Origin of the sequence: Marinobacter sp. LV10MA510-1, from assembly GCF_002563885.1 — a bacterium.
GTDB lineage: Bacteria > Pseudomonadota > Gammaproteobacteria > Pseudomonadales > Oleiphilaceae > Marinobacter.
This window is the reverse complement of sequence record NZ_PDJA01000001.1, coordinates 2,714,453-2,730,690: the sequence shown is the minus strand read 5'-3', so window position 1 is coordinate 2,730,690 and position 16,238 is coordinate 2,714,453. Positions and strand designations below refer to the sequence as shown.

14 protein-coding genes are annotated in these 16,238 nt (G+C 54.5%); 3 read left to right on the top strand and 11 right to left on the bottom strand.

What is annotated here, in order from left to right; all coding sequences use genetic code 11:
- Positions 1–4 precede the first annotated feature (4 nt).
- The 6 genes from ATI45_RS13075 to ATI45_RS13055 all read right to left on the bottom strand — a co-directional run bounded on the left by ATI45_RS13075 (position 5) and on the right by ATI45_RS13055 (position 7,585).
- Positions 5–1,603, bottom strand: coding sequence for a methyl-accepting chemotaxis protein (locus ATI45_RS13075; protein ID WP_098419862.1), 1,599 nt, complete (start codon positions 1,601–1,603; stop codon positions 5–7).
- Positions 1,604–2,138: 535 nt separating this feature from the next.
- Entirely contained in the window at positions 2,139–2,291 is a 153-nt protein-coding gene (locus ATI45_RS22270; RefSeq protein ID WP_179888057.1) for a hypothetical protein, read from the bottom strand.
- 73 nt (positions 2,292–2,364) lie between these two features.
- Positions 2,365–3,636, bottom strand: a complete 1,272-nt coding sequence (locus ATI45_RS13070) for an aspartate aminotransferase family protein (RefSeq protein WP_098419861.1) — start codon at positions 3,634–3,636, stop codon at positions 2,365–2,367.
- Between the two features lie 31 nt (positions 3,637–3,667).
- Positions 3,668–5,131 (bottom strand): NAD-dependent succinate-semialdehyde dehydrogenase, encoded by a 1,464-nt coding sequence (locus ATI45_RS13065; protein WP_228735973.1) that lies wholly within the window; start codon positions 5,129–5,131, stop codon positions 3,668–3,670.
- 27 nt (positions 5,132–5,158) lie between these two features.
- A complete protein-coding gene (locus ATI45_RS13060) occupies positions 5,159–6,382 on the bottom strand; it encodes a CaiB/BaiF CoA transferase family protein (RefSeq protein ID WP_098419859.1) in 1,224 nt (407 codons plus the stop codon).
- 24 nt (positions 6,383–6,406) lie between these two features.
- Positions 6,407–7,585, bottom strand: a complete 1,179-nt coding sequence (locus tag ATI45_RS13055) for an acyl-CoA dehydrogenase (protein ID WP_098419858.1) — start codon at positions 7,583–7,585, stop codon at positions 6,407–6,409.
- Positions 7,586–7,935: 350 nt separating this feature from the next.
- Between ATI45_RS13055 and dctP the strand changes: the two genes are divergently transcribed.
- From dctP to ATI45_RS13040, 3 genes are all read left to right on the top strand, one after another.
- Positions 7,936–8,955 (top strand): TRAP transporter substrate-binding protein DctP, encoded by a 1,020-nt coding sequence (gene dctP / locus ATI45_RS13050; RefSeq protein WP_098419857.1) that lies wholly within the window; start codon positions 7,936–7,938, stop codon positions 8,953–8,955.
- Entirely contained in the window at positions 8,948–9,484 is a 537-nt protein-coding gene (locus tag ATI45_RS13045) for a TRAP transporter small permease subunit (RefSeq protein WP_098419856.1), read from the top strand. The genes dctP and ATI45_RS13045 overlap by 8 nt, the downstream gene beginning before the upstream one ends.
- 93 nt (positions 9,485–9,577) lie before the next feature.
- Positions 9,578–10,897 carry a TRAP transporter large permease gene (locus ATI45_RS13040; protein WP_098419855.1) on the top strand — a complete coding sequence of 440 codons (1,320 nt, stop codon included), beginning with the start codon at positions 9,578–9,580 and terminating at the stop codon, positions 10,895–10,897.
- A 98-nt stretch (positions 10,898–10,995) separates the two neighbouring features.
- Here ATI45_RS13040 and csiR read toward each other — a convergent pair whose 3' ends face one another.
- From csiR to ATI45_RS13015, 5 genes are all read right to left on the bottom strand, one after another.
- On the bottom strand, positions 10,996–11,706 hold the full coding sequence (gene csiR / locus ATI45_RS13035) for a DNA-binding transcriptional regulator CsiR (protein ID WP_098421746.1): 711 nt from the start codon (positions 11,704–11,706) through the stop codon (positions 10,996–10,998).
- 77 nt (positions 11,707–11,783) lie between these two features.
- Positions 11,784–12,992 (bottom strand): glycolate oxidase subunit GlcF, encoded by a 1,209-nt coding sequence (gene glcF / locus ATI45_RS13030; protein WP_098419854.1) that lies wholly within the window; start codon positions 12,990–12,992, stop codon positions 11,784–11,786.
- A 15-nt stretch (positions 12,993–13,007) separates the two neighbouring features.
- Complete coding sequence (gene glcE, locus ATI45_RS13025; protein ID WP_098419853.1) at positions 13,008–14,066, bottom strand: glycolate oxidase subunit GlcE; 1,059 nt, start codon at positions 14,064–14,066, stop codon at positions 13,008–13,010.
- Positions 14,059–15,546 (bottom strand): FAD-linked oxidase C-terminal domain-containing protein, encoded by a 1,488-nt coding sequence (locus tag ATI45_RS13020; protein ID WP_098419852.1) that lies wholly within the window; start codon positions 15,544–15,546, stop codon positions 14,059–14,061. Before ATI45_RS13020 ends, glcE begins: the two co-directional genes overlap by 8 nt.
- A gap of 115 nt (positions 15,547–15,661) precedes the next feature.
- Positions 15,662–16,087 (bottom strand): GlcG/HbpS family heme-binding protein, encoded by a 426-nt coding sequence (locus ATI45_RS13015; protein WP_098419851.1) that lies wholly within the window; start codon positions 16,085–16,087, stop codon positions 15,662–15,664.
- Positions 16,088–16,238 lie beyond the last annotated feature (151 nt).

The window sequence follows — 16,238 nt, the reverse complement described above, 5'->3', positions numbered from 1 at the left end:
ACCATCAGGCGCTGTTGCGCCCTCTCAGCCGGGAAACCAATCCACCAACTTCACCGATCTGTCGTTTCAATTCGTGCATGGACTCCTGAGCCTCCTTGACCACCATCATTGCCGTTTCACCCAGGTCATTAATGCTGACAATTTTTCCGGAAATTTCGCCGGAGGCGTTGTGTTGTTGCTCTGCCGCAACCGATGTGCCGTCACAGGCTTCGGAGATACGCTCTATAAAGGTAACAAGCTCCGACAAGGTGCTCTCGGAACTGATGGCATTGTCGACCGTCCTTTGTGCATAGCTGTCACAACGCCCCATGGCCTGGGTCGCATTGGAAACAGTCTCGTGAAAGCGGCCGAGGGTGGCATTGATCTGTTCAGTTGTCGTTTTGGTTCGCAACGCGAGGCTGCGAACTTCGTCTGCGACTACGGCAAAGCCTCGGCCGGCATCCCCGGCCCTGGCCGCTTCAATCGACGCATTGAGAGCCAAAAGGTTGGTTTGTTCAGTGATGTCACCAATTATACTCAGCGCCTGACTGACCCCCTTGCTGGCCTCGGTAAGTTGCCCGACAGCATGCGATGCCTCGGTAAGCTCCTTGGATAGGGCGTCCATACTGTGGCGGGTTTCCCGAGTCAGAGCCTGTCCGCTGGCAACGCGCTCGCTGGCCAGTCGAACTTGCTCGAGCATACCGGTTGCATTGCTGGCAACCTCTTTGGATGTGGCAGACATCTGCTCGCTTGCTGATGCAATGGTATCGGTTGCTGTAGCCTGTTCGCGAACCGCAGAATGAGCATCGTTACTCCGGGAAATAGTGTTCTCAGCGCCGCTGTTAAGCTTGCGGATAACGTCGTCCATACGTTTAACAACGGCATCAAGCTCGGCGCGCTGCTGGGCAATCACCAGGTCAAGACTGCCGATATCGTCTACACGACCCGTAAAGATTTTCTCGGCTACCGTATCGTTAATTATGCCCCTGGCTCTTTGAACACATCTCTTCAGTGGGCTGGTAAAGCCGCTAATGGCGGCTGCGCTGACAACAGAGGCGGCAACCCATACACCAAAGGCGGAGTACCAGGTTTCCATAAAATACTGGGCAGCCCCTGCGCCACCCATAATGACAGCCATGGCGAGAATCAGTTTAAGTTGCAGGGGCATTGCTCTGCGGAGCTTGGGCGGCTCAACGGGGCCTTTGGTGGCCTGCGTTTTGCGTAAGGTGGCATAAAGTTTTTCCGCGCGTGCCTCGGCCGCAGGTGAGAGCTGCGAGCGAATGGATTGCAGCTCAAGAATCTCGCCGTTTTTCCCAGTAACGGGTATCGCATAGGCCTGAACCCAGTAGTGATCGCCGTTCTTGCACCGGTTTTTAACCGCACCAAGCCAGGTGTTCCCTGATTTTAACCGGCGCCACATTTCTTCATAAGCCGCCCTGGGCATATCGGGGTGGCGAATAATGTTGTGCGGTTGCCCAATCAATTCTTCCCGCGAGAATCCACTGATACCGACAAATTCGTCGTTAACGTGGGTGATTTGCCCTTTAGGGTTGGTGGTGGACAGAATGTTCGCGCCAGAACTGACAGGCACACTTCGATGGGTGACAGGGTGGTTCACGCGCACGTTTGCATCTCTCTTATAATGAAGTTTGAAGAATTATTGCTAGCTCCACTTACGAGCATGAGCATGCATCAGTTTGTTATTTCAGGAAACAAAGGAGCTTTCTGAATAACTTTATGTTTTTTATTTTCTCTTCTTTAGGTTTATGATTAAAAAGGAAAAGTTATTTTTTTTCAAGATTTCCGGGCGTTTTCTGGGTTTTTTTCTGCAGAATTCGGATAGTAGTGAGGTATTTTGTGCAGAATTCGGATAAGTGGTTTCAAAAGAAATTTAAGTGTTATATCGAGGAGATTCTGGTTGCAGGATCAGCAGGGCATTAGTAAATAAGTGTTCGACTATCGCACTTTGTCAGAGGGCGGGCACTCCCCAATGATTAGTAGGAAAATAATCTCGATTTCAAAATCTTTAGGCCGAACCGAGGAGTATGCCGGCAACAACGAGGCTTCAGGGGCGCTGATTGTTCAGGTCTGGCGCATAAGTAACGCTGTTAAGCTTCGCCTTTGTCCAGTTCGCGCTTGTTGTCTCTGGCAGTAAAACCCTAACCAACGGCCGCCAGTAACATCAAGCCTGTGATAATTGGCGAGACATCGCCGAAGCTGACCACTGCGCCAATGAAAGAAGCTACGGACAGCACCGCCGAGATCTTCCATGAGTAAACACTGGTGCCACTCCCTCTTTCAGACATGCTCATGTTTTGCCTCCGGGAAATGTCTCTACTATAGCCGGATAGTTAACGCTGGAATAGCTTGTATAGGTGCGAGAGCTTAAGCCGCAAACTCCGCAAGACATGCCTCAACGATTGCTAGGCCCTCTTCGAGTACCTCATCTTCAATGGTGACCGGCATCAGGAAACGAAGTGTGTTGCCGTAAAAGCCACAGGCAATAAGGATCAATCCCTTCTCGCGCGCCAGCTTGCACATGGCCGCCGTCAGTTCCGCGTCGGGTTTATGGTCTGCTGTAACCAGATCGAAAGCCGCCATAGAACCCAAGTGACGCACATTCTCAACGCTGGCAAACTGCTCCTGCCATTGTGTGAAGCGCTGCCCAAGCTTCTCGCCCAGAGCCATGCTTCGCGCCAGAATGTTTTCTTCTTCAAACACCTCAAGCACGGCCAATACGGCTGCGCAGGATGCGGGGCTGCCAGAGTAGGTTCCGCCCAGCGAGTTCGGGCCAGAGGCATCCATATACTTGTCGGTACCCACAATTGCAGAGATAGGCATGCCGGCCGCCATGCTCTTGGCCATGGTTATCAGGTCGGGCTGTACGCCACTGTGTTCAATGGCGAACATTTTACCGGTACGGCCAAAGCCGGACTGAACTTCATCAACGATCATCAGCATGCCGTGCTCATCGCAGATGTCGCGAATCGCTTTGAGGAAACTCGCCGGTGCGGGATGAAAACCACCTTCTCCCAGAACCGGTTCAATAACGATCGCGGCTGTGTCGCGCGGGTTAGCATCGGTCTTAAGCGTTGTGTGCAATCTGCGAATGGCTTCTTCTTCGCTGACGCCAAGGGATGGCACCGGGTAGGGCGCACGGAAAACGTTACCTGGCATGGTGCCAAAATCGCCCGCATAGGGAGCCACTTTACCGTTCATTGCCATCGTAAAAAGCGTACGGCCGTGGTAGCCGCCGTCAAAGCAGATGACGTTGTTTTTGCCGGTCGCTGCCCGCGCAATCTTGACCGCATTTTCCAGAGCTTCCGCACCGGAGTTCACCAGCATCACTTTGCCGTGGCCGCGCACCGGAGCCAGCTGGCTCAGTTTCTCGGCAACTTGTACATACCCGGCGTAGGGAATCACGATCTGACACGTGTGCATCAGGTTTGCTACCTGGGCCTGTACCGCCGCCACAACTTTCGGGTGGCAATGGCCAATGTTCAACACCCCGATACCACCGGCGAAGTCGATAATGCGATTGCCATCCACATCCCAAATCACAGAATTCTCTGCCCGATCCGCAAACTGTGTGGCGGGGCTGGCCGCGCCGTTGGCGACATATTTGTTCTTCAGTTCATTCAATTGCGCGTTGTTCATCAACTTTTTCCTTATCAGTTGGCAGCGGCGCTTAAAGACCGCCCACACACACGTATTTTAGTTCAGTAAATTCGTCTAACCCGTGACGGGAACCTTCACGCCCAAGCCCTGACTCTTTCACTCCGCCAAAAGGCGCCAGCTCCGTTGAAAGAATACCTTCGTTCACGGCTACCATGCCGTACTCCAGACCTTCCATAACGTGCCAGATACGCCGGTAATCTTTTGCGTAGAAGTAAGCGGCCAAACCTGAGTTTGTAGCATTCGCCATAGCGATTGCCTGTTCGTCGGTGTCAAAGCGGAATACAGGTGCTAAAGGGCCAAAGGTCTCTTCCTGGGCCACACGCATGTCAGCGGTCGCATCTGCAATAATACTTGGCTCAAAGAAGGTTCCGCCCAGGGCATGGGCTTTGCCGCCGCATATTAAACGGCCGCCTTTTTCCAGTGCGTCAGCAATATGTGCTTCGATTTTCTCTACCGCGGCCTGGTTGATCAGAGGCCCTTGCAGCACGCCTGCGTCCATTCCATTGCCAACTTTTAGCTGCTTGACGCGTGCTGCAAGCTTTTCGATGAAAGCGTCATAAACGCCGGACTGAACCAGAAAACGGTTGGTACAGACGCAGGTCTGCCCGGAATTTCTGTATTTTGACGCAATGGCACCTTCTACCGCAGCATCAAGGTCTGCATCATCAAACACGATAAAAGGCGCGTTACCACCCAACTCCATAGACGCTTTTTTAACGGTGCCCGCGCACTGGGCGAGCAGCTTTTTGCCAACCGCTGTAGAACCTGTGAACGAGAATTTGCGCACACGGGGGTCGGTAGTCAATACATCCCCCACAGCGGCCGGCTGGCTGGCTGTGATCACGTTAATGACGCCGGCAGGAATCCCGGCAAGTTCTGCTAAACGAACCAGCGCCAAGGCTGTCAGGGGAGTCGCTTCGGCGGGTTTGATGACAACCGTGCAGCCTGCGGCTAACGCCGGGGCGCATTTGCGGGTAATCATTGCCAGCGGAAAGTTCCAGGGGGTTACCGCCGCAACAACGCCAATTGATTCCCGAAACACCAGAATACGCTTGTCGACACCGTGGCTTTGCAAGGTTTCGCCGGCCATACGCTTTGCTTCCTCAGCGTAGAACTCCACGAAGGAGGCCCCATAGGCAACCTCACCCCGTGACTCCGCAATTGGCTTGCCTTGCTCCAGGGTCATCAGTCGGGCGAGGTCTTCCTGGTGAGCCATGATGGCTTCAAACCAGGCGCGCAGCAGGTTTGCTCGTTCTTTGGCCGTTCGCCGCTTCCAGTTCGGCCAGGCGGCCTCTGCTGCTGCAACGGCTTCCAGCGTTTCTTCGCGGCCTAAATCGGGTATTTCCGCCAATACCTTGCCATTGGCTGGGTTTGTGACCGAAAAATGCTTCGTTGCATCGCGCCACTCACCGCCAATAAAGGCTTTTGGTATTAAAATATCGGGCAAGGTTTCCATGGTCTTTTCCTTTGTCATTATTCAAGCCGGCAAACGCTTCGGGTGCTAAACCACGCCCTTTGTTTTTAGCGCTTCTATCTCACTGGCGGACTTTAGCAGCACACGCTCAAGTACGGCGTCAGTGTCTTCCCCCAGAGCAGGCGGCGCTTTGTGGTATTCAATCGTCGTTTTCGAGTATTTGATCGGATTGGCTACCCCTTTCACCGGGCCATGAGCGGAATCGAGTGTTATCTGCATTCCACGCGCCTTAACCTGCGGATCATCGAATACCTGGGCGATATCCTGAATCGGGCCGCAGGGTACGCCAATCTCGTTGAGAAGCACTGTCCACTGTTTGAGCGTGCGTGTTTTGGTCACGTTTACTAAAATCTCGATGAGCTCAACGCGGTGTTTCACTCGCTCAGCATTGGTCGCAAAACGCACGTCTTGGGCAATCTCGCCGAGGCCAATGGTCTCGCACCAGCGCTGAAACTGTCCGTTATTGCCGATGGCAATAATGATCTGCTGGCCGTCAGACGTGGGAAACGGCTGATAGGGGACAAGGTTGGGGTGGTAGTCACCGGTACGTACCGGGGGTTTGCCACTGCAGAAGTAGTTTTGCGCCTGATTGGCGAGCCAGCTCACCTGTACATCCAGTAGCGCTATATCAATATGCTGCCCTTCACCTGTTTGCGTCCGGTGGTGTAACGCGCCCAGTATGGCGATGGTGGCGTTCATGCCGGTGGTTAAATCCGCCACCGCCACACCAACGCGTTTGGGGCCTGCGCCAGGCTGGCCGTCTGCCGCCCCGGTAATGCTCATCAGTCCGCCCTGGGCCTGAATCAGGTAATCGTAACCCGGCATTTCTGCCATAGGCCCGGTGTGCCCGAAGCCTGTGATCGAGCAATAGATCAGGCCCGGGTTAAGTGCCGATAGCGTGGCGTAGTCCAACCCCTTCTTCGCAAGACCACCGCTTTTGAAGTTCTCGACCAGGATGTCGCTTTGGCAAGCGAGCTCGCGAATCAACTCCTGACCTTCAGGTTGACTGATATCCACCGTTAGTGAATGTTTACCGCGATTGGCCGCCAGGTAATAAGCAGACTCGCGGGTTTCGTGACCATCTTCGGCCTTGAGCCAAGGCGGCCCCCAGTGGCGCGTATCATCGCCGCTATCGGGCTTTTCGATCTTGATGACCTCGGCCCCCATGTCCGCCAGAATCTGGGTAGTCCATGGGCCAGCCAACACTCGGCTAAGATCAAGTACGCGCAACTTTGTTAAGGGACCTGCCATGGTGCACACCTTCCGTTAGAAAAATCAGAAAAAAGCTTGAATCCCGGTTTGAGCACGGCCCAGAATCAGCGCATGTATGTCATGGGTGCCTTCGTAGGTGTTCACCGACTCCAGGTTCACCATGTGGCGAATCACGCCGTACTCGTCGGAAACGCCGTTGCCGCCGTGCATGTCACGGGACTGACGAGCGATGTCCAGCGCCTTGCCACAGTTATTGCGCTTGATCAGCGACACCATCTCTGGTGCCCAGTTGCCGCTATCCATCAAGCGACCCACCTGCAACGCTGCCTGCAAGCCCAAGGTGATCTCGGTCTGCATGTCGGCGAGTTTTTTCTGAACCAATTGGTTAGCTGCCAATGGACGGCCAAACTGCTTGCGGTCCAGGGTGTACTGACGCGCTGCGTGCCAGCAGAATTCAGCCGTGCCCATTACGCCCCAAGCGATACCGAAGCGGGCTTTGTTCAGGCAACCAAACGGACCTTTCAGGCCGCTGACGTTCGGCAGCAAGTTCTCTTCTGGTACAAACGCATTATCCAGCACGATCTCGCCGGTAACCGATGCACGAAGAGACACTTTGCCTTCGATTTTCGGCGTGCTGAATCCTTTGGTGCCGCGTTCAACAATAAAGCCTTTAATCTGGTTGTCGTGGGCAGCGGATTTTGCCCATACCACTGCGATATCGGCAATCGGACTGTTGGTGATCCAGATTTTGGCGCCGGTGAGAGAATAGCCACCGTCCACTTTCACAGCACGGGTAATCATCGAGCCGGGGTCGGAGCCGTGGTCTGGTTCTGTCAGACCGAAACAGCCAACGAGTTCGCCGCTGGCAAGTTTGGGTAAGTATTTGTGCTTCTGCTCTTCCGAGCCATAAGCTTCGATGGGGTACATCACCAGCGATGACTGCACGCTCATGGCCGAACGGTAGCCGGAGTCAACGCGCTCAACTTCGCGCGCAATCAATCCATAAGAAACGTGATTAACGCCCGAACCACCGTATTCCGGTGATACCGTTGCACCCAGCAAGCCGAGTTCGCCCATCTCGCTCATGATCTCGCGGTCAAAACGTTCCTCGCGAAACGCTGACAGAACACGCGGTTGGAGTTTTTCCTGGCAGTAGTCATGGGCAGCGTCGCGAATCTGGCGCTCTTCATCGGTTAACTGCTGTTCCAGCAATAGCGGGTCGTCCCAATTAAAATGGCTCATCGTCAAAACTCCTAAACAGATAACGGCGGTGGGTGTGCAAAACGCATACAGTCAAAATATCTACATTTTAGCAAAACGTCAAAATATTTTTGCGTGCGCAAAACTGGCGTGAGCTCTTTACCATCAAGTGGACACGACGCCGTCTGGTGCAAAGCCATTAAAAGCAGGAATAGACTGTCTATAAAAGCGACTTATTCTAATGGCTAAATAATGTGGATATTTTTGGGATTCGTCGAAATTTTATGGCATGTTTAGTTTACAAGGGTCTACACTGAACCCACGCAACGTGTTCTGGATACCCCTGTGCATCGACAACAAACAACAACATTCTTTCCAAAAAGGTTCCTGTTATGAAGCTCTCAGCATTCGTGAAAAGCGTTCTTGCCACCTCCCTTGCGGTTTCCGTGCTTGCCAGCCAGGCGGCTTACGCTGAAACGATGCGTCTGCGCATGCATACGTTTTACGGCACAGAAGTTGACCAAATCGCCGCTGACTTAAGCGACCGCGTCAAAGAAGCCAGTGATGGTTCTCTCCAGATCCAGTTTTTCCGTGGGGGTGAACTGGTCGATAGTGATCAGTTTGTGGAAGCCGTTGCGCAGGGCAGCATCAGTATTGCTCACGGTGTGGGCAGCTATTGGCCGGGTACGGTGGGTATCGGCACCATTGAAGCCGGCTTACCAGGCGCCTGGGTGAGCGTGGAAGAAGCCCGCGATATTTTCGCCAACCAGGGGTTGGATAAAATAATTGCAGAAGCCTACGAAGAAAAAGGCGTCAAGCTGATCGGACGCGGCTTCGGCAGTGATTACGGCCTGGTGACGACTAAGCCGGTCACCAGCCTCGAAGATCTTGGCGATATGCGTATCCGGGCCACCAGTTCTATTGCCACGGTATTGCAGAAGTTTGATATTCCAACGGCCTTCATTCCAGGCGAAGAGCTTTATATCGCTCTTTCGACCGGCGTTATCGACGGCGCTGTTTATGGTGGCCCGGTCGAGTACGAGCAGCTGCGGATTAACGAGGTAGCCGGTTACTACACCGACCTGAATCTTCTCAATCCGGGCTGGACAGAAAACCTGCTTATTAACCCGGGTACCTGGGAGAAGATGAGCGACGAGCAACAGCAGATTCTTCAAACAGAGCTTGATCAATACCTGCTTGACGTCCACAACTGGCTGGAAGAAGGCAATCAGCGCCTTATCGACGAAGGCACGTTGTTTGAATTTGCCACTTTGTCAGAAGAAGATTCCCGTGATTTGGCAGAAGCGTCCCTTCCCATCTGGAGAGAAGAAGCTGCCCGCTCTGAGCGCAACGCCCGCGCCGTGGAAATCCTGATCCAGAACGCCAAAGCGAAAGGCCGCCTCAGTGAGTAAGATTACCCGCTATCTTCGTTTCCAGGATGGGCTTTCCGAATGGATCGGCCGAGCCACCTCCTGGCTGACGTTAGGTATCATCGGTGTACTGCTGTATGAAGTCGCTGCTCGCTATATTTTCAACGCCCCCACTGTGTGGGGGCACGAGCTGGCAACGATGTTTTTCGGCGCGCTGAGCATTATGGCCGGAAGTTACACGTTGCTTCATCGACAGCATGTGTGCAGCGACGTTATCTATCGTTTATTTCCATTGCGCGGGCAGGCCTTCTGCGACGTGATTGTGTACACGTTAGGCATTCTCGTTCTGGCCGTGTTTTTCAAAATGGCGGTTGAGTTCGCATACCGCTCATGGCTGATCGGCGAATACTCCAACAGCAGCATCTGGCGTCCATTGGTATGGCCTATTAAAGCAACAATCCCTGTTGCTGTCGGACTTCTGATCCTGCAGTCCATAGCAGAGCTTGTTCGTGCTTTAGTCCGCCTTTCGGGCGTGCCTTTTGACGATCCGAGAAGTGACACGAGCGAATAGTAAAGGCTCCCTCGGCAAGACAGGCAACGCCATGATGTTAAATTGTGACGCAATAAGAAACACATTCAGGTATACCCTGAAAGGGCTTTTCCGATGACAAATTTAGACCCCATTACCATCACCGCCATCATGTTTTGCTCCATGATCGTGCTGATGGTAATCGGTGCTCCTTTGGCTTGGGCACTCATGATTTCAGGCATGGGCAGTGCCTATCTGATGTTCGGCCCTGGCGGGCTGCAGTTTCTGCTCTCGTCAGCCTTCAGCACTATGGACAACTTTCTGCTGGTTGCACTCCCTTTGTTCATATTTATGGGACTGGTGCTGGAGCGCTCAGGGATCACTGACGATCTTTTTGAGATGATACACAAACTGATGGGCCGACTTCCTGGCGGTCTTGGTGTCGGTACTGTTTTGATCTGTGCCCTTATAGCTGCAATGGCTGGCGTCTCGGGTGCGGCGACCGTAAGCCTGGGTATCATTGCACTGCCTGCAATGCTTAAACGCGGTTACGACAAAAAGCTGGCTACTGGCACTATTATGGCCGGCGGGGCACTCGGCTTTTTGATCCCGCCGAGCGTGGTGATGATCGTCTATGCCTTTCTGGCACGGGAATCTGTGGGCAAGTTGTTCGCCGCGGGTTTGATGCCGGGCCTGATGCTGGCGGGCATTTATATGGCATACATACTGATACGCTGCCGCCTGAACCCGGCACTCGGTCCCGCAGCGCCGGTGGAAGAGCGCTTTACCGCTAAAGAGAAGTTTATCTCTCTGCGCCACCTTATCTCCCCGGGTATTCTGGTCACAACGGTACTGGGCTGCATTATTGGTGGTGTAACGTCTCCGTCTGAGGCGTCTGCGGTAGGCGCTGCCGGAGCACTCCTCATCGCAGCCATGCACGGGCGATTGAGTTGGAGTTTGCTGCGTTACGTTATGCTGACCACGACAAAAATTACCGGCATGCTGTTGTGGATTGCGATAGCGGCGGTATTTTTCAGTCGAATTTATATGGGGTTAGGTGCTGACATGATTGTCAGTGACTTGATCGATGCGTTCTCGCTGTCACCCTATGTTGTCATCATTATAATGCTGTCCACCTTCTTCGTGCTGGGTATGTTTCTGGATGACTTTGCCATCCTGTTCATCACCATCCCGATTTACGTGCCGATCGTGCGCGATCTGGGTTTTGATACCACCTGGTTTGCGGTGCTGTTTGTCCTCAGCATGCAATCAGCGTATTTAACGCCCCCCTTCGGCTACAACCTCTTTTACATGCGATCGGTGGCGCCTAAATCCATCACCATTGTGGATATTTATTACGCGGCGCTGCCTTACGTCGGTTTGCAGCTTATTGGCCTTGCACTGGTTGTGGCTTTTCCGGCCATTGCGCTGTGGCTACCCGGTTTGTTGTTCTAACAAACGCATTGTCTGCTCCACAGGTAGTACAAAAAAAGGGGAGAACAATATTGTTCTCCCCTTTTTTTGTACTTGGCCACTGTCTCAGAATGCAGTTTTCAGGCAATATCCTGCTGCCTCATGACTGCAGTAATAATCGGCACAGGCGTCATCAGGTGTTCGCGCATCATCTTTTCGGCCTCTTCTTTGCGGCGTGCAAGAGTAACCTCCACAAGCGCAGCGTGCTCCTGGCGCTTTTTTTCTAACGCCTCGCTGGAAAAAACGGTTTCTTTCAACCAGACATGGCGATAGCGCTGAACCTTATCAAAAAGCCCGTCGCGCACTTTCATTAGCTGAGGGGAACGGCAGCCGCAAACCAGAGCGGCGTGAAACTGGCTGTGGCGGGTATCCCATACTTCCAGCAGTGAGCCGGGGGTATGGGCTTCGCTCACTTTCGCGAGCTGATGGTTTCGGGCCAGTATCTCCGCTTCCCAGTTGTCATCACCCCGTTCAATCGCCAAGCCAAGCATCATGGCTTCCAGCTCTGCACGCGCATCGTAAATATCATGCAATTCTGCAAGCGACATAGGAGAAACGCGATAGCCTCTCTGGCTGATGGCCACGACTAATTGCTCGGCTACCAAGTGCGACAAGGCCTCACGTAGCGGCCCTATGCCAAGGTCGTAGCGCTCCTTCAAGATGCTCATACGTAGCTTCTCGTCGGGGCGGAACTGGCCCTTAATAATGTCATTCTTTAGCAGCTTGTAAGCGCGGACACCGAGGTTCTCTCTGACATCCGCCAGCTCTTCTTGGCGTGTGTTCGGATTCATGGTTGATTCATGGTTAACAGGTTCGAAAAATTGACCTCGAATCATAACATAATTCGATTGAAAGCAATGGCGTGGGCTCACCGGTCCAGCAGTTCCACCCAATGCTGTACCGGCACTTGGGCCTTGGTTTCCAGATGCAGCTGGCAGCCAATGTTAGCGGTGACGATGCGGTCGGGTTGGTCCAGGGTCAGAGCTGCGAGTTTGTTCTTCAACAGTTTCTGGCTCATTTCCGGTTGCATGATCGAGTAGGTGCCTGCGGAACCGCAGCACAGGTGTTTGTCTTTGGTTTTGGCCAGGTTAAAACCGACTTTTGTCAGCACCTGTTCCACCAGGCCATTTTTCTGCATGGCGTGCTGCAGGGTGCAGGGGCAGTGGAAGGCTATTTTGTCGGCGGATGCCTGTAAATCGAGCTTACCCAAATCTTCGGCCAGCAAGACCTCACTGATGTCTTTCATCAGTTCACTGACGCGCTTGGCTTTTTGGGCGTACACCGGGTCGTCGCGAAGCAGGTGGCCATAGTCTTGCACCATGGCGCCACAACCGGAGGCTGTCATCACAATGGCCTCGGCACCGGCTTCAATGGCTGGCCACCAAGCGTCGATGTTGTTGCGCATGAAGTTTAAACCTTCCTCATGGGCCGACAGGTGATAACTGACGGCACCGCAACATCCGGCTTTCGGCGCCTCTATCAGAGTGATTCCAAGCTTGTCCAAAACCCGCGCAGTTGACGCATTGGTGGTGGGGGCCGCGGAGGATTGCGCGCAACCGGCCAGCCCCATCATTACCCGAGGGTGGCTGGCCGTGGGCCAGGGCGACGCTTTACGTCGCGGCGGTACCTTGGATTTCAGGGCCTCTGGCAGCAGGGGCCTGAACGTTTGCCCAAGCGCCAGCAGCGGCCCGAAACGGCTGCTATACGGCAATATTTTGCGCAATGCCAGCCGCATTAACCGCTCGTTACGCGGGCGCTCCAGCTTTTCTTCAATCACGCCACGGCCAATGTCGACCAGGCGGCCGTATTGAACACCGGAGGGACAGGTGGTTTCGCAGGCGCGGCAGGTCAAACAGCCGTCCAGATGGTCGCGGGTTTTGCTGGTGACTTCGGCGCCTTCCAGCATTTCCTTAATCAGATAGATGCGGCCCCGGGGGCCGTCACGCTCGTCATTGAGTTCCTGGTAGGTCGGGCAGGTTGCGGTGCAAAAGCCGCAATGGACGCATGCCTGCAATATGGATTCGGCTTCCAGGCCTTCCGCAGTGTTCTGAAATTCAGCAACAAGGTTGGTCTTCATTGAGCACCTGCTAGGTTACAACCAGCTGTAGAGCCGCCCGGGATTGAACAGGGCGTCTGGATCAAAGGAATGTTTCAGTCGTTTCTGGATGGCTTGCAGGGCGGGCTGCTGATGGTGCATGACTTCGCCGGTGCGGTCACCGCCGCGATACAGGCTGACCTGTCCGCCGGCTTTCTCGGCATGGGCTTCCATGGTCGCCATTTCGCCATCGCCTCGGTACCAGCGCTGGGAGCCAGCCCAGTCCAGCAGCCAGGGGCCTTTTAACGATGGCGTTGCTGCGGTGGAGTTTATAGAAAAGCGCCACATCGGCTGCTCGCCGGCAAAGAACGCTAATTGCTGGTCGCGCAATTGTTGCCAGAAAGTGTCGCCGTTCGCCATCACCGGTATGTCCCACTGCTTGGCCGTGGCTTCCACCGCAGAATGGGCGCCGGACAGTCGTAAATACAGCGTGCCATCAAGCCAACAGGCGCCGGACAAAGGCTTGGGCTCGGCGGCCCGGGCGCTCATAAAGCGTATGGCCTCGGAGTGTTCCATTTCCCGTGACAGGGTCAGGGTGATTGCCGGTCTTGGTAATACCTTAAGGCTGATTTCTGTCATCACGCCAAGCGTACCCATTGCGCCTGCCTGGGTGCGGGATACGTCGTAGCCCGCAACGTTTTTCATCACCTGGCCGCCAAAACGCAGCCTTTCGCCTTTGCCGTTAATCAGATTCACGCCCAGCACCTGGTCACGCACCGAGTTCCACCAGGGGCGACCCGGGCCGGACTGGTTGCAGGCCAGGGTGCCACCGATGGTGGAGCGGTCGCCAAAGTATGGCGGCTCGAACGACAACATCTGGTTTTTCTCAGCCAGTGCGGTTTCGATTTCGCTCAGCGGCGTGCCGGCGCGGACGGTTAAAACCAACTCCAGCGGCTGGTAGTCAACAATGCCGCTATGGCCGCCAACGTCCAGTTGCTCGGCGTTGATCTTGCGACCCATAAACTGCTTGCTGCCACCGCCCACGATGGCCAGTTTATGGCCTTGGTTACGGGCTTCGCTGATCTGTTGCTGAAGGTGCTTGGTGATGTCAGGCATGCTGTACTTCCGGGGCCTGTGGTTTGGCGTTAATGGCTCGGTATTCCTGACAATTGCGCAGGGTGGGTACACCCTTGCCCGGGTTCAGGGTTCCCTGGGGATCGAAGGCGCTTTTGACGGCATTGAGCTGTTCAATTTCGGGGTCAGTAAACTGCATGGGCATCTGGCGGATTTTCTCCACGCCAACGCCGTGTTCGCCGGTAATGCAGCCGCCCACCTTAACGCAGAGCTCGAGGATGTCGCTGCCGAAGGCTTCTGCGCGCGCCAGTTCGCCCTCTTTGTTGGCATCAAACAGGATCAGCGGGTGCAGGTTGCCGTCACCGGCGTGGAATACGTTGGCGACGCGCAGGCCAAATCGTTTTGACATGTCCTGCATTTCGTTCAGTACTTGACCCAGGTGCGCCCTGGGAATAGTGCCGTCCATGCAGTAGTAGTCCGGAGAAATCCGGCCCATGGCAGGAAAAGCGTTCTTGCGGCCTTTCCAGATTAGAGCCCGTTCGGCATCGTCTTTTGAGGTACGAATGGAGGTGGCGCCAAAATCCCGGAACAGGGCTTCGGCTTTTTCGATGTGCTCCTGTACTTCTTCCTTGGTACCGTCTACCTCGCACAGCAGCAGGGCGGCGGCTTCCACCGGGTAGCCCGCGCCGGTAAAGGCTTCCACGGCTATGATGGCATGGCTGTCCATCATTTCCAGCCCGGCGGGGATGATGCCCTGGGCAATAATGCCGCCGACGGCCGCGCCTGCTTCATCAACCGTGCCAAATCCAGCCATAACGACCCGCGCAATTTCCGGGGTTGGCAGCAGTTTTACCTGTACTTCGGTAATGATGCCCAGCAGGCCTTCAGAGCCGGTAATCAGCGCCAGCAGGTCCATGCCACAGGTGTCCAGGCCATCGCTGCCGATCACCACACGCTCACCGTCTACGGTAACCATTTCGACGCTTAAAATGTTGTGGGTGGTAAGCCCGTATTTAAGGCAATGCACACCGCCGGAGTTTTCACCCACATTACCGCCGATGGTGCAGGCGATCTGGGAGGATGGGTCTGGGCCGTAGTAAAGACCATAGTCGGCGGCGGCTTCACTAATGGCCAGGTTACGTACGCCGGATTGCAGGCGGGCCGAGCGCGCGAGCGGATCAATGTGCAGAATGCGGTTGAACTTGGCCAGCGACAACACTACGCCGCCGGCGTCAGGCATGGCGCCCGCACTCAGGCCAGTGCCTGCTCCACGGGCAACCACTGGAATTCCGAATTGATGGCATAGGCGCATTACCTGTTGCACCTGTTCAACGGTCTCTGGCAGCACGACCAATAGCGGCATTACGCAATACATTGACAGGCCGTCGCACTCGTAAGGCTTGAGCGTCTCTTCGTCGGTAATGACGAATTGTGGATCAATAAATTCCCGAAACATCTTTGCCAGTTCGGCTTTGCCAGGCTTGCTGGCTGCAGTGTTTAACGGTTTGCTGTCAGTGTTCATTACGCGACTCCGGCCCGATATGGGGCAGTCCTGTTTGCGAGGCAGTTCTGTCTGTAAATACGTTTTACTCAGCGTAAAGTTCTTTTCACAGTGATGGGCTTCTTAATATGAAGTGCTACGCACGACCAGAATTGAGGTGATCAATACCGGCCTGGGCACAATCCATATCCTGTTGCGGTGTACCGGAGCTCAGGCCAATGCCGCCGACTACCTCGCCATCCACAACAACGGGCAGGCCGCCACCGACCACGCACAAACGCCCACCCTGGGAAGTATGAATACCGAATACCAGGTTGCCGGGTACGCAGGCAGCGTTGTAATCGTGGGTCGCCTTGCGAGCAGCAGCGGCGGTGTAAGCCTTGTCTTGAGCGACGATGACACTGCTGATTTTGCCGCCATCCATACGCTCAAAAGCGATCAGGTTGCCGGACTCGTCGGTGATGGCGATGCACATCGGGATGCCGATTTCTCGGGCCTTGGCGGCGGCGCCTTCGATCAATAGGCGAGCGTCTTTCTGGTCCAGTCTTTTCAGTGTTAGCATTTTGTATTCTCCTTAAGCGGTTAAGTTGGCCGCTATCAAGCGTAGCGGCCTTGATTTTCTTAGGTGCCAGCCGTCAACCGTACACCAGATTCGGCAGAATGAATTTATCAGTCATACTTAATTCGAAACAGGATTTAAGTCCAGTGATTAA

Bases quoted from the DNA above. Each gene is read 5' to 3' on its own strand.
- ATI45_RS22270 (WP_179888057.1), bottom strand. From the start codon at position 2,291: ATGAGCATGTCTGAAAGAGGGAGTGGCACCAGTGTTTACTCATGGAAG.
- ATI45_RS13070 (WP_098419861.1), bottom strand. From the start codon at position 3,636: ATGAACAACGCGCAATTGAATGAACTGAAGAACAAATATGTCGCCAAC.
- ATI45_RS13065 (WP_228735973.1), bottom strand. From the start codon at position 5,131: ATGACAAAGGAAAAGACCATGGAAACCTTGCCCGATATTTTAATACCA.
- ATI45_RS13060 (WP_098419859.1), bottom strand. From the start codon at position 6,382: ATGGCAGGTCCCTTAACAAAGTTGCGCGTACTTGATCTTAGCCGAGTG.
- ATI45_RS13055 (WP_098419858.1), bottom strand. From the start codon at position 7,585: ATGAGCCATTTTAATTGGGACGACCCGCTATTGCTGGAACAGCAGTTA.
- dctP (WP_098419857.1), top strand. From the start codon at position 7,936: ATGAAGCTCTCAGCATTCGTGAAAAGCGTTCTTGCCACCTCCCTTGCG.
- ATI45_RS13040 (WP_098419855.1), top strand. From the start codon at position 9,578: ATGACAAATTTAGACCCCATTACCATCACCGCCATCATGTTTTGCTCC.
- csiR (WP_098421746.1), bottom strand. From the start codon at position 11,706: ATGAATCCGAACACACGCCAAGAAGAGCTGGCGGATGTCAGAGAGAAC.
- glcF (WP_098419854.1), bottom strand. From the start codon at position 12,992: ATGAAGACCAACCTTGTTGCTGAATTTCAGAACACTGCGGAAGGCCTG.
- glcE (WP_098419853.1), bottom strand. From the start codon at position 14,066: ATGCCTGACATCACCAAGCACCTTCAGCAACAGATCAGCGAAGCCCGT.
- ATI45_RS13020 (WP_098419852.1), bottom strand. From the start codon at position 15,546: ATGAACACTGACAGCAAACCGTTAAACACTGCAGCCAGCAAGCCTGGC.
- ATI45_RS13015 (WP_098419851.1), bottom strand. From the start codon at position 16,087: ATGCTAACACTGAAAAGACTGGACCAGAAAGACGCTCGCCTATTGATC.